Origin of the sequence: Pseudomonas sp. UM16, from assembly GCF_050312595.1 — a bacterium.
Taxonomy (GTDB): Bacteria; Pseudomonadota; Gammaproteobacteria; order Pseudomonadales; family Pseudomonadaceae; genus Aquipseudomonas.
Map to the genome: position 1 here is coordinate 40,099 of NZ_JBNPJT010000021.1, position 23,316 is coordinate 63,414.

Consider the following 23,316-nt stretch of genomic DNA (forward strand, 5'->3'; position numbering starts at 1 on the left):
TTCAGTGCACCTCAGTGGCGCTTAGCACGTAGCCCTTGCCCCACACGGTGCGCACTTCACGCTCCTGGTAACCGATGCTCTTGAGCTTGCGCCGGATCTGACTGACATGCATGTCCAGGCTGCGGTCATGACGGGCATAACCGCGCTGCAGTACCTGCTGATACAGAAAGGCCTTGCTGAGTACCTCTTCATTACTGCGGTGCAAAATATCGAGCAGACGGTATTCACTCAGGGTCAGCCCCGCCCAGTGCTCGCCACAGCAGACATCACAGACATGTTCATCAAAGCGCAAGGCACCGCTCGGTAGCGCAGGTGGCGCCTGATGCCGACGCTCCAAAGCCACCCGCCGCAGGATCGCTTCGATACGCACCTGCAACTCAGCCATACTGAACGGCTTGGGCAGGTAGTCATCGGCGCCGCGCTGAAAGCCGCTGATGCGGTCAGCCTCGGCACCCAGTGCAGACATCATGATCACTGGCGTCGAGCTGCTTTCGCGCAGCTTCGCCAGGACATCCAGACCGTTGAGCCCCGGCAGCAGGATATCCATCAGGACCACATCGAATCGCGTCGTGCGAGCAACCTCCAACCCCTCACGACCATTCCTGCACCAGGTGACCTTGAAACCGCCAAGTCGCAGGGCTTCGTGCAGGTGGGCACCCAGGACGGGGTCATCCTCAATGGCAAGTATGTTTGATTCGCTAATAGCTACGGGATTCATTGGCGGGTGCTAGCAATTCTCAGTTACGCGATTATTGAGTAATTGCCTGGTGCAGGCAACCAGCAACTGCTCGCCGGTGCGCGCCTGAAGATTTCGCCTACGTTAAAAGTAGATACAAATGAGTGCATTGCGCGGGAAGGCGCGGTACTTTTCCGACTTGATCCGTCTGCTTGCACTGACGGCGACTTACAGCACTTGCCAGGCACAGGAGAGTTGCGTGCTGAATCGTTTGGGAATTCGCAGCCGCGTGGTGCTGCTGGCCTTGGTGCCTGCCGCGTTGATGGCACTGGTGCTGGGCAGCTATTTCACCTGGCTGCAACAGAACGAGCTGCAGACTCAACTGTTGCAACGCGGCAAGATGATTGCCGAACAACTGGCACCGTTGGTGGCCCCTGCGCTGGTGCGTCACGACCCGGCGCAACTGGAACGTATCGCCGCCCAGGCCCTGGAGCAAGCGGACGTCCGTGCCGTGGCGTTTCTCGGCCCGGAGCGCAATAACCTGGCCCATGCCGGCCCGAGTATGCTCAACCAGGCACCTGCCGGCGGCGGTACCGAGTTGCTGCAGCGCAGCGGTCAAGATGCCACCCGCTACTTGCTGCCAGTGTTCGGTCATCACCGCGACCTGGCGGGCGAACGTATCCTCGGCGAAGCCGATCGCCTGCTCGGTTGGGTGGAAGTCGAACTGTCCCACGATGGCACCCTGTTGCGTGGTTACCGCAGCCTGTTCACCAGTCTGCTGCTGATCTTCGTCGGCATGCTCGCCACGGCAATGCTGGCCCTGCGCATGAGCCGCACGATCAATGGCCCGATCGGTCAGATCAAGCATGCGGTGACTCAACTCAAGGACGGCAACCTGGAAGAGCGCCTGCCGGTAATGGGCAGTTATGAGATGGATGAACTGGCCGCCGGCATCAATCGCATGGCCGAAACCCTGCAAGGCGCCCACGAGGAATTGCAACACAGCATCGATCAGGCAACGGAGGACGTACGCCAGAACCTGGAAACCATTGAGATCCAGAACATCGAATTGGATATGGCGCGCAAAGAGGCCCTGGAAGCCAGCCGGATCAAATCCGAGTTCCTCGCCAATATGAGTCATGAGATCCGCACGCCACTCAACGGCATCCTCGGTTTTACGCACTTGTTGCAAAAAAGCGAACTGACTCCGCGCCAGCTCGATTACTTGGGCACCATCGAAAAATCCGCCAGCAGCCTGCTGGGGATCATCAATGAGATTCTCGACTTCTCCAAGATCGAGGCCGGTAAGCTGGTGCTCGACAGCATTCCCTTCAACCTGCGCGACCTGATTCAGGACACCCTGACCATCCTCGCCCCTGCCGCCCATGCCAAGCAGTTGGAGTTGATCAGCCTGGTCTATCGCGACACGCCCCTGTCGCTGGTCGGTGACCCTCTGCGCCTGAAACAGATCCTTACCAATCTGGTCAGCAACGCCATCAAGTTCACCCGCGAAGGCACTATCGTCACCCGGGCCATGCTCGAAGAGGAAAACGACGACAGCGTGCAACTGCGCATCAGTGTCCAGGACACCGGTATCGGCCTGTCCAGCCAGGATGTCCGGGCGCTGTTCCAGGCGTTCAGCCAGGCCGACAACTCGCTGTCGCGTCAACCCGGTGGCACCGGCCTGGGGCTGGTGATCTCCAAACGCCTGATCGAGCAGATGGGTGGCGAAATCGGGGTCGACAGCACCCCGGGTGAAGGCTCGCAATTCTGGGTCAGCCTGCGTTTGCCCAAGGCCCGTGACGATGCCGAGGATCTGCCGTTGCAATCGCTGGTGGAGCGCCGCGTGGCGATCGTCGACGCTCATGAACTGGCTCGTCAGGCGCTGGAACATCAACTGCAAGATTGCGGCCTGGGCGTTACCAGCTTCAACTCGATAGACCCGCTGCTGCATGCGGTTGCCGCAGCACGGATGGCTGGAGAGCCTTTCACCTTGGCGGTCATGGGCGTCAACCTCGACAGCGTCTCTCCTGAACGGTTAGGCCAGTACATTCAGCAATTGCAGCGCTTGGACTGCCAGGCACTGGTGCTTTGCCCGACCACAGAACAGGCGCTCTACCATCCCTACCTGCCCAATGCGCACAGCCAGCTGCAAGCAAAACCTGCCTGCACGCGCAAACTGCGCCGGGCCTTGCTGGAGTTGGTGCAACCACGGCGCATCTTCAATGAAACCAAGGTCGCCAGCAAACAACCACTACCCAAAGTACTCTGCGTCGACGACAACCCCGCCAACCTGTTGCTGGTGCAGACCCTGCTCGAAGACCTCGGCGCCGAGGTACTGGCGGTCGACAGTGGCTATGCCGCTGTCCAGGCGGTACAGGGCGAGCATTTCGACCTGGTGTTGATGGATGTGCAGATGCCGGGCATGGACGGTCGCGAGTGCACCGAACAGATCCGCCAATGGGAAAGCAGCCAAAACGGCCCGCCCTTGCCGATTGTCGCCCTCACCGCGCATGCCATGGCCAATGAAAAACGTGCCCTGCTGCACAGTGGTATGGACGATTACCTGACCAAACCGATTAGCGAACGCCAACTGGCACAAGTGGTGCTCAAGTGGACCGGCCTGAATCTGGGAGCGCCACACCACGAACGGCCCCAGGAACGCATTGCTGACAGCAGCGAACTGAAGGTCCTCGACCCGGAAGAAGGCTTGCGTCTGGCGGCCGGCAAACCAGACCTGGCCGCCGATATGCTGGCGATGTTGCTGGCTTCGCTTGAGGCCGACCGTGAAGCGATTCGCGCCGCCCGCGAAGCCGCCGACCACAACGGCATGATCGAGCGCGTGCATCGCCTCAATGGCGCCTCGCGCTACTGTGGCGTGCCACAGTTGCGTGCAGCCTGCCAACGCAGCGAAACCCTACTCAAGCAGAATGACCCGCAAGCACTGCGTGCCCTGGATGAACTGGACCGGGCGATTATCCGCCTCACCGCCCAGGCGCGCCTGAGTGCCTGACCTGAAGCAAGGTGATCAGCAGCCCGCGTGGTTAGACTCCCCGCAACCGACTCAGGAAGATCCCATGCGCGTACTGTTTTTCAGCACCCAGACTTACGATCAGGACAGCTTTACCAGCGTCCTGGCCCCTCACGGACTGGAGCTGCACTTCCAGCCGGCACGCCTGAACGAAGACACCACCGCATTGGCTGCCGGCCATGAAGTGGTCTGCCCGTTCATCAACGACGATTTGAGTGCGCCAGTGCTCGAGCGCCTTGCTGCTGGCGGCACGCGCCTGATCGCTTTGCGCTCGGCCGGTTACAACCATGTCGACCTGGTCGCCGCAAAGCGTTTGGGCCTGGCTGTGGTACGGGTACCGGCCTATTCGCCACACGCGGTCGCCGAGCATGCCGTAGCCCTGATTCTGGCCCTTAACCGCCGCTTGCACCGGGCCTACAACCGCACCCGCGAAGGCAATTTCAGCCTGCACGGGCTGACCGGCTTCGACCTGCATGGAAAAACCGTTGGTGTGGTCGGTACCGGCCAGATCGGTGCCGCCTTCGCCCGCATCATGGCCGGTTTTGGTTGTCAATTGCTGGCGTACGACCCTTACCCCAACCCCGAACTGCTGGCGCTCGGCGCACGCTACCTGGAGCTGCCGGAGCTGTTGCGTCAGGCTCAGATCATCAGCCTGCACTGCCCGCTGACGGAACAGACCCGCCACCTGATCAACCCGCAAAGCCTGGCGGACTTGCAACCGGGGGCCATGTTGATCAACACCGGTCGCGGTGCGTTGATCGACACCCCGGCGTTGATCGAAGCCCTGAAGAATGGCCAGTTGGGTTACCTGGGCCTGGACGTCTACGAAGAAGAAGCCCAGTTGTTTTTTGAAGACCGCTCCGATCTGCCACTGCAGGACGACGTGCTGGCGCGCTTGCTGACTTTCCCCAACGTTATCGTTACCGCCCACCAGGCGTTTCTCACCCGTGAGGCACTGGCGGCCATTGCCGACACGACCCTGGACAACATAACCCGCTGGGCGGCAGGCAATCCGCAAAACTTGGTCGAGGGTTGATGCTAGGATACGCGGCAGATTTGGAGGACCCATGGTCGAACACGATTTCCGCTACAACCTGTTTAACCCGCAACACACCCTGATCGAATGCCGCGCGCTGGTGCCAGGTCGCTATCAAGTGACCGGTAATGGCGGCTCGATCCAGAAAAATGATGTTCTGCTGGTCACCCTCAAAGGCAGCAAGGACTTGTCCATGCGCCTGACTGTGGAAACCGTACGCCACCTGATCAACCCTACCGGCCAATGGGTCGCGATGGCCAGCGGCCCGGTGTTCGGCGAGCTGGCGATCCACACCTGGGACGTCAACTGCGATAGCTGCCAGGCGAGCCTGAGCTTCGAGTTTGCGGTAGATGCCAAGCTCGGCAAGAAAGCCCTGCAACCTGCCGCTAGTGCGCGCATTGCCGAGTTGGGTTGGGTCAGCCGTGGCAACAAGCATCTGTGCCCGAAATGCAAGGAGACGGCCCAGTGAAAAACCTGCTGCTCTGCGCCCTGGCTGGAACTGCCTTACTGGGCTGCGCCGCCGAGCCGATGAAGCTGGAACAGGAACGCAGCTACCTGCTGGAATGGATCGGTGAACGGCCGTTGATGGACTACAGCCACCTGACCCTGACCTTGGCCGCCGATGGCCGCGCTTATGGCAATGGCGGCTGCAACCACTGGTTCGCGCCCTACCAGCTCGATGGCGACACGCTCACTTTCGGCAAGGTCGGTAGTACCCGCAAGCTGTGCGCACCGGCTTTGATGGAACAGGAAAAACGTTTCCTTCAGGCGTTGGAAACGGTACAGCGCTGGGACATCTCGCCGATCGAGCAGGTGCGTTTCTGGCCTGCCGAGGGCAAGCCACTGCGCTTCTGGCCTGAAGAAGGTTGACTTAAGCGGCAAGCTTTAAGCTACAAGCTGCAAGGAAGAGCGAAGTCCCCTGACTGCTTTTACTTGCAGCTTGAAGCTTGTAACTTGCAGCTTAAGCCCCCTTCAACGCCTTGATCTTTGCGTTCAAGCCTTCAAGCGTTTGTTCGCCCATCAACTGCTCACGCACCTTGCCCTTGTCATCGATAATGTAGGTCACTGGCAGTGCTTCGCTACGCGGCAGCTGATAACGTTCGGCCGGATCCTGGGCCAGTACGGTAAAACCGATACCCAAGGCCTCACTGGCCTTTCTCAATTCCTCACCCTGCAAACCGTCAAAGTTAACGCCGAGCACCCTCACCCCTTGCCCCTGCCATTGTTTGGCCGCGGCATTAAGTTCAGGGATCTCGATCCGGCACGGGCCACACCATTCGGCCCAGTAGTTGAGCACCAACCAGTGCCCGTCAATCTGCTCAGCTTTCACAGCCTGACCATTCTGGTCCAGACCATAATCGGCACCGCAACCACCGAGCAACAGGCTCGCGGTAATGGCCAGTGCTGCTGCCAAACGCCTTGTCATGGGTCAATCCTTCTCGAAGATTCAAGCAAAATGCGAAGTCGCTGCGGTTAGAATAGCCGCCACACCCTGCTGGAAGCGACCCGAACATGACTGACCTGACCCTCTATCACAATCCGCGCTGCTCCAAATCCCGTGGCGCACTCGAATTGCTCGAAGCCCGTGGCCTGAGCCCCAACGTAGTCCGCTACCTGGAAACCCCACCCGATGCGGCGACCCTCAAGGCCCTGCTCGGCAAGCTGGGCATCGGTGCGCGCCAGCTGTTGCGCAGCGGTGAGGACGAATACAAAGCGCTGAACCTGGCCGACACGAGCTTGAGTGATGCGCAACTGATCGAGGCGATGGTCGAGCATCCGAAGCTGATCGAGCGACCGATCCTGGTTGCTGGTGACAAAGCAGTAATCGGCCGCCCACCGGAGAAGGTTCTGGAGATCTTGCCGTGAGCGCGCCGTATATCCTGATCTTGTTCTACAGCCGCCATGGCTCGACCAGCGAAATGGCCCGGCAGATTGCTCGTGGCGTCGAGATGACGGGCCTGGAGGCGCGGATCCGTACAGTACCGGCGATTTCCACCGAGTGCGAAGCGGTCGCTCCGGACATCCCACAGAACGGTGCGCTGTACGCCACCCTGGACGATCTACGCCACTGTTCGGGCCTGGCCTTGGGCAGCCCGACACGCTTTGGCAACATGGCCGCGCCGCTCAAGTACTTCATCGATGGTACCAGCAGCCTGTGGCTCAGCGGTGGCCTGGTCGGCAAACCGGCTGCGGCCTTCACCTCGACCGCCAGCCTGCATGGCGGCCAAGAGTCGACCCTGTTGTCGATGCTGCTGCCATTGATGCATCACGGCATGCTGATCATGGGCCTGCCGTACAGCGAGTCGGCCTTGCTCGAAACCCGTGGTGGCGGCACCCCGTACGGTGCCAGCCATCATGCTGGGGCTGATGGCAAACGCGACCTGGATGCCGATGAAATCGCCCTGTGCCGCGCCCTGGGTCAACGCCTGGCGAGCACTGCTCAATTGCTGGAGAACGGCCGTGGCTAAAAAGCCCAAAGTGCTGCCCTCGCTTGAATGGCTAACGCCACGCCTGCGTCTGGCACGGGCGTTGAGCCTGGCGAGCTTTTTCGGCCTGATTGCCCTGCTGACGGTCAACAACCTGTTGTTTGCCAACCTGCATGGCGCGCGCACCGGTGTGATTCTGGCGGTCGAACTGGTGCCCCTGGCGCTGTTGTTGCCCGGGATGCTGCTGGGCAACGCCCGCGCCCATGCCTGGACCTGCTTTGTGGTCAACCTGTACTTCATCAAAGGCGTTCTGGCCGCGTTTGACCCGGCACGGGCACTGTTCGGCTGGCTGGAAGTGGCGATCAGCCTGGCGTTGTTTGTCAGTGCCCTGCTGTATGTGCGCTGGCGTTTTCAGTATGACCGGCGCTTGGCTGGGGAAGGTTCGAACTAATCAGTGGAGCGATCGGCTCAATGATTGACGGTATGCGCCAGCATTACCGATAGCTGACACAGCGGCCGACCGCTCTCGGCATGCCACTGGCTGAACGCCGCCTGCACCAACGCCAGATCGCGCTGACTGGTCGGTGGTTTGTCGATGATGTCCTGGGCGATCAGGGCCGCGGCCATATCGTCGGTGGGGATGAAGGTATCCTTGCCGACCATGCGCAAGAAGCGCGGTGCCGACAACCCACCCAGCTGGTTGCCATGCTTGGCCAGGTACTTCCACAAACCGACGATATCGGTCACCGGCCAATCAGCAATGAAGGCGCCGAAACTGCCCTGCTGCTTTTCAACATCGAGAATCATCTGCGCATTGCGCGGTACGCTCTTGAGCTTGCCCAGGTGGCGGATGATGCGTGTGTCTTGCATCAGCCGCTCCAGATGCTCGGCCCCCATCAGCACGACCTTTTGCGGGTCGAAGCCAAAGAATACCTGCTCAAAGGCCGGCCACTTGGCATCCACCAGGCTGTGCTTGAGCCCGGCGCGAAATACGCGCAGGGCCAATGTCGAGAGGTAGCGGTCGGCGCTGATAGCACGCAGCTGCTCGGCAGTTTTTGCCTGGGGCAAGTGCGCTTCCAGGGCTGCCGCAGAGCCGAAACGGTTCAGGCAGTACTCATGCAGCCATTGATAATCACGCATGGCGGTCAGATGTTCAGCACGTCGAGAAAGCGCGGCGTTGCCGTTTCGTCGATCTTGAGGTTGACGAAGTCGAAGAGGTTGCGGTCAGCCAACTGCGACGGCACCACGTTCTGCAGGCCGCGGAAAATGCTCTCGGTACGCCCCGGAGTTTTGCGCTCCCACTCCACCAGCATGTCTTTGACCACCTGACGCTGCAGGTTTTCCTGCGAGCCGCAGAGGTTGCACGGAATGATCGGGAATTCACGCATATCCGAGTAGGCCTGGATGTCTTTCTCGCTGCAGTAAGCCAGCGGGCGGATCACCACGTTGCGACCGTCATCGGCGCGCAACTTCGGCGGCATGGCCTTGAGGGTGCCGTTGAAGAACATGTTGAGGAAGAACGTCTCGACGATGTCGTCACGGTGATGCCCCAGGGCCATCTTGGTCGCACCGATCTCGTCGGCGAAGGTGTACAGGGTGCCGCGACGCAGGCGCGAGCACAGCGAGCAGGTGGTCTTGCCTTCCGGCACCAGCTCTTTGACCACCGAGTAGGTGTCTTTTTCGACGATGTGGTACTCGACGCCGAGGGCCTTGAGGTAAGCCGGCAACACGTGCTCGGGGAAGCCCGGTTGCTTCTGGTCCATGTTCACCGCGACGATCTCGAACTTGATCGGCGCCACTTTCTGCAGGTGCAGCAGAACATCGAGCATGGTGTAGCTGTCTTTGCCGCCGGACAGGCAGACCATGACCTTGTCACCGTCTTCGATCATGTTGAAGTCGGTGATGGCTTCGCCGGCGAGACGACGCAGGCGTTTTTGCAGTTTGTTCTGGTTGACCGAAAGGGTGCCCATAGCGCTTGAAATCCGCAAGGTATGACAAAAGCGGCATATTTTACGCACAAACGGCGAGTAGGCGTAGGCCCATCCGATAAAGACTGCAAGGTGATTAAGCGCCCGCCTGACAGCGCAATTTGCTCTAAAAAGCAGGTTTTAAGCGGCGAACTCCTTCCTATACTGCGACATAAGGCCACAGTAATGCTGACCTCGATTCTCTGGCCCTTAGCACTTTGGGTCGCAAGCGCTCCACTGGGGGGCGATGGCAACAACGGAAGGAGTGACTGGCATGATCCATCACGTTCTGGGGCTGTTTACCCATCCTGACCAAGAATGGAAGGAGATCCGTGGCGAGGAAGAAAGCATCAGCCACATGTACCTGACCCACACCCTGATACTGGCGGCTATCCCCGCGGTATCGGCATTTATCGGCACCACCCAGGTTGGCTGGGTCATTGGCGATCGCGCCCCGGTCATGTTGACCCAGGAAAGCGCGCTCTGGATGACCATCATGTCGTACCTGGCCATGCTGGCTGGGGTGGCGGTGATGGGTGCGTTCATTCACTGGATGGCGCGTACCTACGACGCCAACCCGAGCATGGCGCGCTGCATCGCATTTGCCACCTATACCGCAACGCCGCTGTTTGTCGGCGGCCTGGCGGCGCTATACCCGCACCTATGGCTGGGGATGATCGTCGGCACGGCAGCCGTGTGCTACACGGTTTATCTGCTTTATGTCGGCCTGCCGACCTTCATGAACATACCTTCGGATGAAGGCTTCCTGTTCTCGAGTTCGGTACTGGCGGTTGGCCTGGTGGTGCTGGTCGCCATCATGGCCTTCACCGTGATCGTTTGGGGACTAGGCGTGGGGCCTGTCTATACCAACTAGAATCATCTAATTAGAAACACGCAACATAGGCGCTGTAACCATCGGGCCACCGCAAGGTGGCCTGATGCTGTGCACTGACAGGTGGCTCGGCAGCAACCCTGCGGTTGCGGCATAATTGTCGGCCAGGAGTGTTCCCCGATATGCCCGAACTGCTCAAATCCCGCGTCGAAACCTGTTACCAGCAAGCTGAAACCTTCTTCAAACGCCCCTTCCCTCGCCCTGAAGTCAGCTTCAAGCTGCGCGGTCAGAAGGCCGGCGTTGCCCATCTGCATGAAAACCTGCTGCGTTTCAACCTGCAGCTGTACCGCGAAAACAGCGAAGACTTTCTCAAGCAGACCGTGGCCCATGAAGTCGCCCACCTGGTTGCCCACCAGCTATTTGGCGACACCATCCAGCCGCATGGCGAGGAGTGGCAACTGATCATGCGCGGGGTATATGAACTGCCGCCAAATCGCTGCCATCACTACCAGGTCAAACGCCGTACAGTGACCCGCTACATTTATCGCTGCCCTTGCGCCGGTAGCGATTTCCCGTTCTCGGCCCAGCGCCACAGCCTGGTGCGCCAGGGACGACGGTATTTGTGTCGGCGTTGTCGGCATACTCTGGTGTATAGCGGCGAGACGCGGGTGGAGTAAGGACCGGCTCGCGCAACAGCCGGCAGCAAAAAGCCCATCCGTAGATGGGCTTTTTCATTACACCACTCGCCGTTAGCGGGCAGCGCCTTCCGCCACACCCAGGTCGTCGACCGGACGGGTATCCACCAGCGGCGAACCACCGGAGGCCAGTTCAGCCTGCAGCTTGTCTTCATCCAGCTCATTGACCCACTTGGCCACTACCACGGTCGCCACAGCGTTACCGATCAGGTTGGTCAGGGCACGGGCTTCGGACATGAAGCGGTCAATACCGAGGATCAGCGCCAGGCCCGCAACCGGCAGGTGGCCAACGGCGGACAGGGTTGCGGCGAGGACGATGAAACCCGAACCGGTAACCCCGGCAGCCCCTTTAGACGCCACCAACAGCACCAGCAGCAAGGTGATCTGGTGAGTGATGTCCATAGTGGTGTCGGTGGCCTGGGCGATGAATACTGCCGCCATGGTCAGGTAGATCGAAGTGCCGTCGAGGTTGAACGAGTAACCGGTCGGGATCACCAGGCCTACCACGGATTTCTTCGCGCCCAGGCGCTCCATCTTGGCCAGCATGCGTGGCAGGGCCGACTCCGAAGACGAAGTACCGAGAACGATCATCAGCTCTTCACGGATGTAGCGGATCAGCTTGAGCACACTGAAACCATGAGCGCGGGCGATACCACCGAGCACCACGACAACGAACAGCACGCACGTGATATAGAAGCAGGCCATCAGATAGCCCAACTGTACCAGCGAACCAACGCCGTACTGACCAATGGTGAAGGCCATGGCACCGAAGGCACCGATCGGCGCCAGCTTCATGATCATGTTGATGATGTTGAACATGACATGGGCGAAACGGTCGATCAGGTCCAGCAGCGGCTTGCCGTAGGCACCCAGGCGATGCAGGGCGAAACCGAAGATCACCGAGAACATCAACACTTGCAGGATGTCGCCGTTGGCGAATGCGCCGACCACAGTGTTAGGGATGATGTTGAGCAGGAAGCCGACCGTGGTCTGCTGTGCGCCGGCGGCGGCATACGCGGCCACGCTGCTGGCGTTCAGGGTGCTGACGTCGATGTGCATGCCGGCACCAGGCTTGACCACGTTGACCACAACAAGGCCGATGATCAGGGCGATGGTCGAGACAATTTCGAAGTAGAGCAGCGCGTAGCCACCGGTCTTGCCCACTGACTTCATGCTTTGCATGCCAGCGATGCCGCTGACCACGGTGCAGAAGATGATCGGGGCGATGACCATTTTGATCAGTTTGACGAAGCCGTCACCCAGCGGTTTCAGGGCAACGCCGGTTTCGGGGTAGTAGTGGCCCAGCAGGATACCGATGGTGATCGCTACTAACACCTGGATATACAGCGATTTGTACAGTGGCTGACGCGTCGTCATGGCTAATTCCTCAAGTGTACCGCCCCGATCCTTCCCAGGACGCGTGGGGTACCTAAAGCGCGAACCCTCCTGCACTGGAGGGATTTGTTGTGTCGAGCTGCCTGGCAGATCTCTGTCTGGTCAATAGCAAGCCCAATGCCAAAATGCGCTTTATCGGTGCAAGCCCCGTGTTTACGGAGGGTTGGTGCACAAAGAGGTTGCAGCTGTGGCGAGCTGATTTGGCGGATTTCCGCCCGGTGTCTTTGCTCAAGGGATTCGGGTGGCGAAAATCCGCCCGAGATATCGGCGAGTCAGTCGAGGGGCAAGCGAATGCGAAATGCCGCCCCGCCCAGCGGGGAATCATCGAGGGTAAGGCTGGCGTCGTAACTTTCGATGATGTCCTTGACCACCGCCAACCCGATGCCCTGCCCCGGGTTCTGACGGTCCAGCCGTTCGCCGCGTTGCAAAATGCGTTCGCGCTGGTCAGGAGGTACCCCGGGACCATCGTCCTCAACACATAGCTCTAGCGCGGCAGGCCCGCTGCGCAGGCTGATGTGGACCTGGCTCAGGCACAGGCGGTAGGCGTTTTCCAGCAGGTTGCCAAGCAGCTCGAGCAACGCGCCTTGCTCCATCGGCACCACAGCATGCTCGGGGATATCCAGGCTGACCTTGACCTGCTTGTCGCGGTACACCTTGGCCAAGGTGCTGCACAGGCTTTCGAGCAGCGGTTGCAACGCTACCTGGTGACGCACCAGGCCGCTCTTGCGCAGGCTGGCCCGTTGCAGCTGATAGTCGATCTGCTGGCTCATGCGCTCGATCTGGCTTTGCAGGATCCGCGCCTGCTCACGGTCTTCACGGCGTTGGCCCAGGCTTTCACTGACCCCTTGCAGCACCGCCAGCGGGGTTTTCAGGCTGTGGGCCAGATCACCCAGCGAATCACGGTAGCGCTGACGTTGCTCACGCTCACTGTGCAGCAGGCGGTTCAGCGAACCGGTCAGGCGCAGCAGCTCACGCGGATGCTCAGCACTGAGCCCCTCACGAGCGCCGGACTCGACAGCGTCCAGCTCGTGACTCAACTGGCGCAGTGAACGCAAGCCCCAGGTCAGCCCGGCCCAGAGCAACACCAACAAGGCCAGCAAGGCGGCACCAAAGCCCAGGTACAGACGCTCGCGCAGGCCGTTGAGGGTCTGTTGGTACTCGCGCACCGGTTGCAGGGCGACGATGCTGTAGGCTGCGCTCTTGCCGCCGAGCAATTTGACCTCGACGTCGTAGACAAAAAACTCTTCGCCATCATCCTGACGGATTCGCGCGAATTCATTGCCTCGTCCGTCATAACGCGGGGTGTAGTTGATGTTTTCATCGTTGCTGGCCCGCGAGCGCCAGACCAGGTTGCCCTGACGATCATAGATATAACCGAGCAAGCGGCTGTCGGGCAGATTGAATTTCTCGTCAGGCAGCAACACCGGCATCTGCAGCTGATTGTTCTCGATGCGTGCGGCAGAAATCAACGTGGTGACGTCCGAGGCCAGGCGCTTTTCGATCGACTCCTGCAGGGCCAGGCTGAAGGCCTTCTGCAAGGCCGGCAGCAATCCGAGCATGAACAACAGCGCCAACAGCGCCGCGGCGAGCATCAAGCGCAGACGTAGCGAACGGATCATCGGCAGCGCTCAGTAAACAGATAACCCAGCCCGCGCACGGTATCGATGGGCTTGAAGCCGTTGTTGCCTTCAAGCTTGCGCCGCAGGCGGCCAACCAAGACCTCGATCACATTCGGATCGCGCTCGTCGTCATCGGGGTAGAGCTGCTCCATCAAGCGGTCCTTGGCCACCACCTGCTGGTGATGACGCATCAGGTACTCAAGGATGCGGTATTCATAGGCAGTCAGCGCCAGCGGCTGATCGTCGAGGGTCGCCTGTTTGCGGTTCAAGTCCAGGAGCAAGGGACCGGCGGCAATGGTCGATTGCACAAAGCCACTGGAGCGACGCAACAAGGCATTGAGGCGGGCCTCCAGCTCTTCGAACTGAAACGGCTTGACCACATAGTCGTCGGCCCCGGCTGCCAGGCCTTCGACCTTGTCCTGCCAGTTACCCCGCGCGGTGAGGATCAGAATCGGAAAACTCTTGCCTTGGGAACGCAACTGCCGGATCAGGTCCAGGCCGCTCATGCCAGGCAAGCCCAGGTCGATCACAGCCAGGTCATGATTGAACTGCTCGGCCTGATACAAGGCCTCCTCGGCGTTGGGCACCGCTTCGACCACGTGCCCGCTCTCGCTCAAGCGGCTATGCAAGTGATGACGCAACAGCGCTTCATCCTCAACCACCAGCAGTTTCATAGTTTCCTCCCTAACCAGGCCGGGGATCATTGCTCCGGCGAAATACCTTTGCCCTGCAGAATAACAGCGAACCGGCCATGCACCTGCTGGCCGGTTCGAACATGCTCATGTGCAGGTCAGAATGCGTAGTTGGCCGACAGGTAGGTTTGCGCACTGCTGTCCAGGCGCAGGGTGCCGACTTTCGAACCGCCATGCTCAGCCAGTTCGGTGCTGGCATTGCTGCGCAGGTAACGGTAGCCCAGTTCCACCGAGGCATTGTCGGTCACTTGCTGCAGCAAACCAGCTTGCAGGCCGATGGCATATCCGGTGTCGGTATCGCGGCTGTAACCGGACGATTCCTGGCTGAGCTTGGTCAGACCGGCGCTGGCACCGCCAAACAGCTTGGTGCTGGTGCCTAGCGGGTAGAACAGGTCATAGCTGCCCAACAGGTTTTCCTGACGCATCTTGATGCCGCTGTGGTCGTTGGAGACGTTGTCATAGGTGACGTAGTAGCGGCGATCATCATTCATCTGCCCGAGGCGCACACCCCAGGTGCCGTCCTTGCTGATGATGCCGTCGCTGTTCAAGTGATCGGTGTTGCTGCTGAGCAGGCCGGACTTTTTGATCTTGTCGCTGGTCTGACCGTAGGTGACACCAGCGAAGGTGGTGTCGGCTGCCTGGACGGCAGCACTGGCGCCGAAGAAGGCGACGGCGAGGAACAGGGAATTGAGCGCTTTCATAATGTTTACTCCTGGCAAGGTGCCGTTTAGGTGTTGGAGCTAGAGTAAGGAAAGCGTCCTGAACCGCCGCTGAACCCTGCCTGAACCTGGGCTGAACAAGCTGTATTGGCTGAACCCTTGATGCGCACACAGGAGTACCTACATGCACCGCCTGCTCATTACCGCTTTGCTGATCGGCGCCAGCAGCCTGGCTCAGGCTGCCGTACAAACCCGTGAGATCCCCTACCAGGACAAAGACGGCAATCGCCTGGTCGGTTACTACGCCTACGACGATGCGGCCGAGGGCAAACGCCCAGGGGTCGTGGTGGTGCATGAATGGTGGGGGCTCAATGACTACGCCAAGCGACGCGCCCGCGATCTGGCCGGGCTCGGCTACAGCGCTCTGGCCATCGATATGTATGGCGATGGTAAGAACACCGAGCACCCCGCCGATGCCCAGACGTTCATGGCCGCGGCCCTGAAAGACCCGAACGCGGCTGCAGAGCGCTTCGATGCCGGTGTCGAGTTGTTGAAGATCCAACCTCAAACCGACCCTGAACGGATCGCCGCGATCGGCTACTGCTTTGGCGGCAAGGTGGTACTCGACGCCGCCCGCCGTGGTGAACCACTGGCCGGCGTTGCCAGCTTCCATGGTGCCTTGGTCACCAACAGCCCGGCCACGCCAGGCAGCGTCAAAGCCCGGGTGCTGGTCGAGCATGGCGCTAATGACAGCATGGTGACGCCAGAACAGGTGGCTACATTCAAGGAAGAAATGAACGCGGCAGGTGCGAGCTATGAATTCGTCACCCTTCAAGGGGCCAAGCATGGCTTTACCAATCCGGATGCCGACCGCCTGAGCCATGGCGAACATGGTGGGCCGGATATTGGCTACAACAAGGCGGCGGATGAAAGTTCGTGGGCGGACTTGCAGGCGTTTTTCAAGAAAATCTTCCGCTGAGCGTATGCGCAGCGGCACAATACCGGGCATGAATCTACTCCCGCTGTGTTGTGCTCCGCTGCTGCACCATTGGCCTCTACCCCGCCCGGTCCCCGGTGCGGTGCTGGTCAGTTGTGCGTTCGACCCGACCCAACTGGCCAGTGACGACTTCGCCCGCGCCGGCATCGAGCAGACACCCAACCTGCAACGCTCGGTGGCCAAGCGCCAGGCCGAATACCTCGCCGGGAGGGTGTGTGCACGCGCTGCGCTGCAACGCCTGGATGGTCGCCAGTACATCCCCGGCACCCACGAGGACCGTTCGCCGATCTGGCCGGCAGGCATCAGTGGTTCGATCACCCACGGCAAAGGTTGGGCGGCGGCGGTAGTGGCACGCGCCAGCGACTGCCAGGGCATCGGTCTGGATCAGGAAACCTTGCTCAGTCAAGACCGCGCCGAGCGCCTGGCCAGGGAGATCCTCACCGAAGCCGAGCTGCAACGCATGGACCGTGGGCAAATCGACCTGACCGTAACCTTGACCTTTTCCCTCAAGGAAAGCCTGTTCAAGGCCCTCTATCCCATCGTTCAGCAACGCTTTTACTTCGAGCATGCCGAAGTGCTGGAGTGGTCCGCCGATGGTCAGGCACGCCTGCGCTTGCTCACCGACCTGTCACCGCAGTGGCATAGCGGGCGGGAACTGCTCGGGCAGTTCTGTCTGCAGGATGATCAGTTGTTGACCCTGGTCAGCGTCTGAACCTTAAGCGAGCAACGGACAGTGTTCGCAGTGCCCCACCCACTGCACCTTATAGCTAAGGCAGCAGGTTCGACGGCGGCGCTGCCCCGCTGCATCCAGGCTGACCGCAGCATACAAGGGGCTGTCGGGTGAGTTGAGCAAGTGTCCCAGGCCGCTGTCGTTACCTTCAACGCGTTGCAATGCCTGATCCAGACAATCCCCGGCGTTACCCCAGAGCACCGCTGGCGCCACCGGCCCCACCGCAGCCAGGCCCTGCACCAACGGGTGCAGGTGCTGGGCCAGTATCGCCGCAAGCCCTAGGCAGTGTTCGTCGCGTGCGCTTAAGGCAAGCGGCAGGCCGCGACCATCGAGGGTCAGCTCGGTGACTGCAAAGGCCGGCAGATGTGCACCGCCAAGCAGCGACTGCCAGATCAACGCGAAGTAGTATTTCGACCACTGCGAGACCAACACCGGACGCTGCGCCGGCATCAGCGCAGGGCCATACAGGTCAAGCAGCAAGGCGTCGAAGCGCGCCGGCTCCAGCAGCTGTGGGAGCGCGACACTCACTGTGCATTCTGGCTACGCGGCCAGCTCAGGCTGAAACGCGCACCACCCAGGCGTTCGCTGTGGCTCACCGAAGCCCGCCCTTTATGCCAATAGATGATGCGCCGCACGATCGACAAGCCCAGACCGTGGCCACCGGACGCACGGGTACGGCTATCATCGAGGCGGGTGAACGGCGTGAAGAGACGGTCCCAGGCACTTTCCGGCACACCCGGCCCGTCGTCTTCAACATCGATCCGGCAACGCTGCACACCTAGCTGATAGCTGAGGCTGACCTGCGATTCGGCATGGCGAATGGCGTTGCTCACCAGGTTCTGCAAGGCTCGATGCAGGTAACGGGGCTCGGCTTCAACCCACGCGCCTTGCTCATCACCCTGGCACGGCCCACGCGAGACCCTGACGTCACTGCGTAGCGGTGCCTGCTCGGCGATCACCTGATCGAGCAACGCATCGAGGTCGACCCGCTGAAAATGCAGGGCCGGTGCCCCCTGCTCGAGACGGGCATAGGTCAGCATTTCGTCGACCAGCTTATCCAGTTCCTGGATATCGCCATCCATGCCACTCAAATACTTGCCCCGGGCCTGGTCGTCACGCGCGCTGGCGATCATTTCCAGGCCGAAACGCAAGCGCGCCACCGGCGTGCGCAGCTCATGGGACACGGCGCGGACCAACTCGCGCTGTATGCTCAACGAACGCTGCAAGTGTTCGGCCATGCGGTTGAAGGCTGCAGCCAGGCGCCCGACCGAATCGGCATCATCGCCGGCCACGCGGGTATCCAGGCTGCCCTGAGCAATGCGGGTGGCGGCGCTTTCCAGATCGGACAGACGCCGTTCCAGCTGACGCACCAGTAAATAGACAATCAGGCCGATCAGGCACAGGCCAAGTACAGCAATCAGCGCCAGCAACTGCGGCGGATAGGGGTTCATCTGGTACAGCGGACCAATCTCCAGCACCCAGGGCGTGCCGACCATTCCGGAAACGACGCGGATCGAATCACCATCCTTGCCCAAGGCCATCACCGTGTCACCTTCATCGACACGCCGACGCTGGTCTTCATCCATGTCAGTCTGTTCCAGGCGCCGCAGGCTCAGGTCAAAGCCAAAACCCTTGTTTTGCTTGAGCTCGGCCAGACGCCTGGGCTGTTCGCCAATCGGGTGGCGCACCAGTTCATCGACCAACAGGTAAATAGTCGCCCGCGCCAGTTGCTCGCTGATCTGCTCGACCACGCCGACCAGCAGCAGATCCTCAGTGCCGATCTGGCGCATGACCTTGGCCGCATGTGGGCCGGTCTTCTCCACCAGCACCTGGCCACGCTGCAACTGGCTGCGTTGACTACCATCGATGCCAGCAGCCGCCAAGCTTTGCAATTCAAGCGGAATGCCCAGCAGCCGCTCCCAGATCAACAGGGTACGCTTGCGCTCCAGCTCGTCCTGCGGCACCAGGTTGTCAGCCATCAAGGTGAAGGTGCCGTGGGCCAGGCGCTCGCGGTACTGGCTGGCGCGCACTTCATTGAGCAGGTGCACGCTAAGCACGCCGAGCACCGCCACCAGCACCAGAGCGGCGAGCATGCCACCGTAGATACGCAGGAATATCGAGTTCATCGCACCTGGCCCATGGCCTCGGCCGCTTCACGCACGAACAGATAGCCTTTGCTGCGGATGGTCTTGATCATCCGTGGGTGCTCGGGGTCGTCGCCTATTTTCGGGCGGATTCTGGAAATACGCACATCGATGGAGCGGTCCTGGCCGTCATAGCCCACGCCACGCAGTGAGGTGAAGATCTCCTCACGGGACAGGATGCGCCCAGCATTGCTGACCAACAGCCAGAGCAAGTCGAATTCAGCACTGGTCAGCTCGATACCGTTATCTTGCAACCAGGCCTCGCGCAGGATGTTGTCGACCCGCAACGGGCCGAACTGCAGGCACTGCGGCGGCGCACTATCAGCAGCCGGCTCACTGCGGCGCAGCAAGGCGTTGATCCGTGCCAGCAACAGGCGCGGGCGCACCGGTTTGCACACATAGTCGTCAGCGCCGATATCCAGGCCCTGAACCTGGTCAAGGTCATCGCTGCGTGCCGTGAGCATGAGGATCGGCCCGGCAAACTGCTGGCGCACCTTGCGGCAGATGCTCAGGCCATCTTCGCCAGGCAGCATCAGGTCGAGGATCACCAGGTCCGGCTGCTCGGCAATGATCCGCGCTGCGGCCTTGGCCCCGTCGCCCTCGACCTCGACAGCAAAGCCGTTGGCCTGCAGGAACTCACGGGTCAGGTCGGCCAAACGCTGGTCATCCTCAACGATCAACACCTGACTGCGCTGCTGCTCCACGGCTCACCTCGACGGCTTGTTGTTATAAAAAGTGCCCAGGGCAGTGCTTCACCAAAAGGCAACATCGGCCCCGGATACTACGTCGGGTACCGACGCCTGCCAACCGTCACCACCAGCGGCAATCAACCACCTTGTGGTGTGCTCGGAAGGCCAGTGAATTTGTGGTAGGGTGCGCGCCCTAAAATTTCTATCGGGATAGTCCCGGCGGATGAAAAAAGGATGACAGGCGGTCATCTGCCGCTAAGACGCGGCCTACAAGGCGTTAGGCAAAATCACTCACAAAATACGCACAAGTTATCCACAGCCGACGACCTTGCAATACCCCCGAGACCGCATTATCTTGTATCCCTATCGAAACAAAACACTACATCTTGGGGTTTGAAGCAAATCCCAAGCACAAGTCAAGCAAAGAACTCAAGCCCTGAAACAGTGCTTTTTTTGCTTGAACTTTAGAAGATTTCAGCAGCCAAACCGCTCCTGCGGTGGCCACCGTTGCAAGCCCTTGGAGGGTGTTGTTTCGGGTACGGGTGTTGCAAGCCATAGGCACACCCGACAGCAACAGTTTTGAGTCGTGGATTCAAAACCTTTGACTTCGGCCAGGGAGCGGCAGGTTATTGCCCCTTATTCCTGATCTGTCCCGAAGTGAGTATGCCCGACCTGTTCGGCATGCCGGAGCGCCGCGTTTGCGCATGCCGTCAGGGTCGGTTGTTGAGCTTTCGGACGGAACGGTTGGCGCCCACAAGGCGCCTACACAAACTTAGAGAACGTGGAGACACCCATGCAAACCGACACAACTCGCGAGAACCCGCAGGCCAAGGCGCCGCAGGCCGCCGATTCGAACCAGGATCTGGCTGCTACCGCCCCAGGCCAACTGCGTGTGATCAAGCGCAATGGCACTGTCGTCGCCTACACCGACGACAAGATCACCGTGGCCATCACCAAGGCGTTCCTCGCAGTTGAAGGCGGCACCGCTGCTGCTTCGTCGCGTATCCATGACACCGTTGCCCGCCTGACCGAACAGGTCACCGCGACCTTCAAGCGTCGCATGCCCTCGGGCGGCACCATCCACATCGAAGAAATCCAGGATCAGGTTGAACTGGCCCTGATGCGTGCTGGCGAGCAGAAAGTTGCCCGTGACTACGTGATCTACCGTGACCAGCGTGCCAAAGAGCGTGCAACCCGTGTTCACGCTGAAGACTCGTCCGTACAGCCGCACCCAAGCATTCGCATCACCTTGGCCGACGGCAGCCTCGCGCCGCTGGACATGAACCGCCTGAACACCATCATCACCGAGGCCTGCGAAGGTCTGGCCGAAGTTGATGGCGAGCTGATCCAGCGCGAAACCCTGAAGAACCTCTACGACGGCGTGGCCCTGACCGACGTCAACACCGCCCTGGTGATGACCGCGCGTACCCTGGTTGAGCGTGAGCCGAACTACTCGTTCGTGACCGCCCGCCTGCTGATGGACACCCTGCGTGCCGAAGGCCTGGGCTTCCTCGGTGTGGCCGACAGCGCCACTCACCACGAAATGGCCGAACTGTACGCCAAGGCCCTGCCGGCCTACGTTGCCAAGGGCGTCGAGTTCGAACTGCTCAACCCTGCCCTGGCCGACTTCGACCTGGAACAACTGGGCAAGGCGATCAACCACGAGCGCGACCAGCAGTTCACCTACCTGGGCCTGCAGACCCTGTATGACCGTTACTTCATCCACAAGGATGGCGTGCGCTTCGAACTGCCGCAGGTGTTCTTCATGCGCGTGGCCATGGGCCTGGCGCTGGAAGAGAAAAACAAAGAAGCCCGTGCGATCGAGTTCTACAACCTGTTGTCGTCGTTCGACTACATGGCTTCGACCCCGACCCTGTTCAACGCCGGTACCCTGCGTCCACAGCTGTCGAGCTGCTACCTGACCACCGTGCCGGACGACCTGTCGGGCATCTACCACGCGATCCACGACAACGCCATGCTGTCGAAATTCGCCGGTGGCCTGGGCAACGACTGGACCCCTGTGCGTGCACTGGGCTCCTACATCAAGGGCACCAACGGTAAATCCCAGGGCGTCGTGCCGTTCCTGAAAGTGGTCAACGACACCGCTGTAGCCGTAAACCAGGGTGGCAAGCGCAAAGGCGCTGTCTGTGCCTATCTGGAAACCTGGCACCTGGACATCGAAGAGTTCATCGAGCTGCGCAAGAACACCGGTGATGACCGTCGTCGTACCCACGACATGAACACCGCCAACTGGATCCCTGACCTGTTCATGAAGCGCGTCTTCGATGACGGCAAGTGGACCCTGTTCTCGCCGAACGAAGTACCGGATCTGCACGACCTGACCGGCAAGGCCTTCGAAGAGCGCTACGAGTACTACGAAGCCCTGACCGAGTACAACAAGATCAAGGTGTTCAAGACCATCCAGGCCAAAGACCTGTGGCGCAAGATGCTCTCGATGCTGTTCGAAACCGGCCACCCATGGTTGACCTTCAAGGATCCGTGCAACCTGCGTTCGCCGCAGCAGCACGTCGGCGTGGTCCACAGCTCGAACCTGTGCACCGAGATCACCCTGAACACCAACAAGGACGAGATCGCGGTCTGCAACCTGGGCTCGATCAACCTGCCGAACCACATCGTCGATGGCAAGCTGGACACCGCCAAGCTGCAACGCACCGTGAACACCGCTGTGCGCATGCTCGACAACGTGATCGACATCAACTACTACTCGGTGCCGCAAGCGCGTAACTCGAACATCAAGCACCGTCCGGTCGGCCTGGGCATCATGGGCTTCCAGGACGCACTGTACCTGCAGCACATTGCTTACGGTTCCGACGCTGCTGTCGAGTTCGCCGACAAGTCGATGGAAGCGGTCAGCTACTTCGCCATCCAGGCCTCCTGTGACCTGGCCGACGAGCGTGGCGCCTACGAGACCTTCCAGGGCTCGCTGTGGTCCAAAGGCATCCTGCCGCTGGATTCGCAACAGATCCTGATCGAAGCCCGTGGCCAGAAGTACATCGACGTCGACCTGAACGAAACCCTGGACTGGGCACCGGTGCGTGCTCGCGTACAAAAAGGTATTCGTAACTCGAACATCATGGCCATCGCGCCGACCGCGACCATCGCCAACATCACTGGCGTATCGCAGTCCATCGAGCCGACCTACCAGAACCTGTACGTGAAATCGAACCTCTCGGGCGAATTCACCGTGATCAACCCGTACCTGGTTCGCGACCTCAAGGCCCGCGGCCTGTGGGACTCGGTCATGATCAACGACCTCAAGTACTACGACGGTTCGGTACAGCAGATCGAGCGCATCCCACAGGAACTCAAAGACCTGTACGCTACTGCGTTCGAGGTGGAAACCAAGTGGATCGTTGACGCCGCCAGCCGCCGTCAGAAGTGGATCGACCAGGCCCAGTCGCTGAACTTGTACATCGCTGGCGCTTCGGGCAAAAAACTCGACGTGACCTACCGCATGGCCTGGTACCGTGGTCTGAAAACCACCTACTACCTCCGTGCCCTGGCTGCGACCAGCACCGAGAAGTCGACCATCAACACCGGCAAGCTCAACGCCGTTTCCAGCGGTGGCGACAACGCGCCGATCCAGGCAGCGGGCCCAGCGCCAGTGCCTAAGGCTTGCGCGATCGACGAGCCGGATTGCGAAGCCTGCCAGTAAGAGGCTGAACGCGCCGTTCATTCATGGGCGGCGCTGCAGTCTCTGTGGGCGC

The 23,316-nt window shown here is 60.5% G+C and carries 23 protein-coding genes; 12 read left to right on the plus strand and 11 right to left on the minus strand.

The genetic code is table 11. The annotated features are described in order from the left end of the window. Position 1: 1 nt before the first annotated feature. Complete coding sequence (locus ACQRAX_RS21920) at positions 2 to 718, minus strand: response regulator transcription factor (RefSeq protein ID WP_412041338.1); 717 nt, start codon at positions 716 to 718, stop codon at positions 2 to 4. Positions 719 to 935: 217 nt separating this feature from the next. Between ACQRAX_RS21920 and ACQRAX_RS21925 the strand changes: the two genes are divergently transcribed. The 4 genes from ACQRAX_RS21925 to ACQRAX_RS21940 all read left to right on the plus strand — a co-directional run bounded on the left by ACQRAX_RS21925 (position 936) and on the right by ACQRAX_RS21940 (position 5,613). After that, entirely contained in the window at positions 936 to 3,689 is a 2,754-nt protein-coding gene (locus ACQRAX_RS21925; RefSeq protein WP_412041337.1) for a response regulator, read from the plus strand. A 64-nt stretch (positions 3,690 to 3,753) separates the two neighbouring features. Beyond that, positions 3,754 to 4,743, plus strand: coding sequence for a 2-hydroxyacid dehydrogenase (locus tag ACQRAX_RS21930; RefSeq protein ID WP_412041336.1), 990 nt, complete (start codon positions 3,754 to 3,756; stop codon positions 4,741 to 4,743). Positions 4,744 to 4,774: 31 nt separating this feature from the next. Then, entirely contained in the window at positions 4,775 to 5,212 is a 438-nt protein-coding gene (locus ACQRAX_RS21935) for a hypothetical protein (RefSeq protein ID WP_412041335.1), read from the plus strand. Further along, entirely contained in the window at positions 5,209 to 5,613 is a 405-nt protein-coding gene (locus tag ACQRAX_RS21940; RefSeq protein WP_412041334.1) for an META domain-containing protein, read from the plus strand. Before ACQRAX_RS21935 ends, ACQRAX_RS21940 begins: the two co-directional genes overlap by 4 nt. Positions 5,614 to 5,704: 91 nt before the next feature. Here the strand turns inward: ACQRAX_RS21940 and ACQRAX_RS21945 are convergent, their stop codons facing one another. Further along, positions 5,705 to 6,169: a TlpA disulfide reductase family protein gene (locus ACQRAX_RS21945; protein WP_412041333.1), complete on the minus strand. Its 465-nt coding sequence runs from the start codon at positions 6,167 to 6,169 to the stop codon at positions 5,705 to 5,707. A gap of 86 nt (positions 6,170 to 6,255) precedes the next feature. Between ACQRAX_RS21945 and arsC the strand changes: the two genes are divergently transcribed. Genes arsC through ACQRAX_RS21960 form a run of 3 tightly spaced genes read left to right on the plus strand, consistent with a single transcriptional unit; the run spans position 6,256 to position 7,620 of the window. Next, positions 6,256 to 6,609: an arsenate reductase (glutaredoxin) gene (arsC, locus tag ACQRAX_RS21950; protein WP_412041332.1), complete on the plus strand. Its 354-nt coding sequence runs from the start codon at positions 6,256 to 6,258 to the stop codon at positions 6,607 to 6,609. Beyond that, positions 6,606 to 7,211, plus strand: a complete 606-nt coding sequence (gene wrbA / locus ACQRAX_RS21955; RefSeq protein WP_412041331.1) for an NAD(P)H:quinone oxidoreductase — start codon at positions 6,606 to 6,608, stop codon at positions 7,209 to 7,211. The genes arsC and wrbA overlap by 4 nt, the downstream gene beginning before the upstream one ends. Continuing rightward, positions 7,204 to 7,620 carry a DUF2069 domain-containing protein gene (locus ACQRAX_RS21960; RefSeq protein WP_412041330.1) on the plus strand — a complete coding sequence of 139 codons (417 nt, stop codon included), beginning with the start codon at positions 7,204 to 7,206 and terminating at the stop codon, positions 7,618 to 7,620. The genes wrbA and ACQRAX_RS21960 overlap by 8 nt, the downstream gene beginning before the upstream one ends. Positions 7,621 to 7,637: 17 nt before the next feature. On the opposite strand, the gene ACQRAX_RS21965 is transcribed toward ACQRAX_RS21960, so the two are convergent. After that, entirely contained in the window at positions 7,638 to 8,309 is a 672-nt protein-coding gene (locus tag ACQRAX_RS21965) for a DNA-3-methyladenine glycosylase I (RefSeq protein ID WP_412041329.1), read from the minus strand. A 5-nt stretch (positions 8,310 to 8,314) separates the two neighbouring features. Next, positions 8,315 to 9,139: a tRNA 2-thiocytidine(32) synthetase TtcA gene (gene ttcA / locus ACQRAX_RS21970; RefSeq protein ID WP_045187431.1), complete on the minus strand. Its 825-nt coding sequence runs from the start codon at positions 9,137 to 9,139 to the stop codon at positions 8,315 to 8,317. Between the two features lie 271 nt (positions 9,140 to 9,410). Between ttcA and ACQRAX_RS21975 the strand changes: the two genes are divergently transcribed. Both ACQRAX_RS21975 and ACQRAX_RS21980 read left to right on the plus strand, forming a co-directional pair. Then, positions 9,411 to 10,010 (plus strand): Yip1 family protein, encoded by a 600-nt coding sequence (locus tag ACQRAX_RS21975; RefSeq protein ID WP_045187434.1) that lies wholly within the window; start codon positions 9,411 to 9,413, stop codon positions 10,008 to 10,010. 140 nt (positions 10,011 to 10,150) lie between these two features. Further along, positions 10,151 to 10,645 carry a SprT family zinc-dependent metalloprotease gene (locus tag ACQRAX_RS21980; protein WP_412041328.1) on the plus strand — a complete coding sequence of 165 codons (495 nt, stop codon included), beginning with the start codon at positions 10,151 to 10,153 and terminating at the stop codon, positions 10,643 to 10,645. Between the two features lie 72 nt (positions 10,646 to 10,717). Here the strand turns inward: ACQRAX_RS21980 and ACQRAX_RS21985 are convergent, their stop codons facing one another. The 4 genes from ACQRAX_RS21985 to ACQRAX_RS22000 form a co-directional block, all read right to left on the minus strand. Beyond that, positions 10,718 to 12,040 carry a dicarboxylate/amino acid:cation symporter gene (locus ACQRAX_RS21985; RefSeq protein WP_412041327.1) on the minus strand — a complete coding sequence of 441 codons (1,323 nt, stop codon included), beginning with the start codon at positions 12,038 to 12,040 and terminating at the stop codon, positions 10,718 to 10,720. A 290-nt stretch (positions 12,041 to 12,330) separates the two neighbouring features. Further along, a complete protein-coding gene (locus ACQRAX_RS21990) occupies positions 12,331 to 13,677 on the minus strand; it encodes an ATP-binding protein (protein ID WP_412041326.1) in 1,347 nt (448 codons plus the stop codon). Next, a complete protein-coding gene (locus tag ACQRAX_RS21995) occupies positions 13,674 to 14,351 on the minus strand; it encodes a response regulator (protein ID WP_045187444.1) in 678 nt (225 codons plus the stop codon). Before ACQRAX_RS21995 ends, ACQRAX_RS21990 begins: the two co-directional genes overlap by 4 nt. Before the next feature lie 116 nt (positions 14,352 to 14,467). After that, on the minus strand, positions 14,468 to 15,070 hold the full coding sequence (locus tag ACQRAX_RS22000; protein WP_412041325.1) for a hypothetical protein: 603 nt from the start codon (positions 15,068 to 15,070) through the stop codon (positions 14,468 to 14,470). 142 nt (positions 15,071 to 15,212) lie between these two features. Here ACQRAX_RS22000 and ACQRAX_RS22005 point away from each other — a divergent pair, with 142 nt between their 5' ends. Next, on the plus strand, positions 15,213 to 16,007 hold the full coding sequence (locus ACQRAX_RS22005) for a dienelactone hydrolase family protein (RefSeq protein WP_412041324.1): 795 nt from the start codon (positions 15,213 to 15,215) through the stop codon (positions 16,005 to 16,007). 28 nt (positions 16,008 to 16,035) lie between these two features. Continuing rightward, positions 16,036 to 16,737: a 4'-phosphopantetheinyl transferase family protein gene (locus tag ACQRAX_RS22010; RefSeq protein WP_412041323.1), complete on the plus strand. Its 702-nt coding sequence runs from the start codon at positions 16,036 to 16,038 to the stop codon at positions 16,735 to 16,737. A gap of 3 nt (positions 16,738 to 16,740) precedes the next feature. Here ACQRAX_RS22010 and fhuF read toward each other — a convergent pair whose 3' ends face one another. The 3 genes from fhuF to ACQRAX_RS22025 are packed head-to-tail and all read right to left on the minus strand — an operon-like array spanning position 16,741 to position 19,603. Continuing rightward, positions 16,741 to 17,283, minus strand: coding sequence for a siderophore-iron reductase FhuF (gene fhuF / locus ACQRAX_RS22015; protein WP_412041322.1), 543 nt, complete (start codon positions 17,281 to 17,283; stop codon positions 16,741 to 16,743). Next, the gene (locus ACQRAX_RS22020) at positions 17,280 to 18,881 is read right to left on the minus strand and encodes an ATP-binding protein (RefSeq protein ID WP_412041321.1); all 1,602 of its coding nucleotides are present in this window, start codon (positions 18,879 to 18,881) and stop codon (positions 17,280 to 17,282) included. The genes fhuF and ACQRAX_RS22020 overlap by 4 nt, the downstream gene beginning before the upstream one ends. Then, entirely contained in the window at positions 18,878 to 19,603 is a 726-nt protein-coding gene (locus ACQRAX_RS22025) for a response regulator (protein WP_412041320.1), read from the minus strand. The genes ACQRAX_RS22020 and ACQRAX_RS22025 overlap by 4 nt, the downstream gene beginning before the upstream one ends. A gap of 778 nt (positions 19,604 to 20,381) precedes the next feature. Here ACQRAX_RS22025 and ACQRAX_RS22030 point away from each other — a divergent pair. After that, positions 20,382 to 23,264, plus strand: a complete 2,883-nt coding sequence (locus ACQRAX_RS22030; protein ID WP_412041319.1) for a ribonucleoside-diphosphate reductase subunit alpha — start codon at positions 20,382 to 20,384, stop codon at positions 23,262 to 23,264. Positions 23,265 to 23,316: the final 52 nt, after the last annotated feature.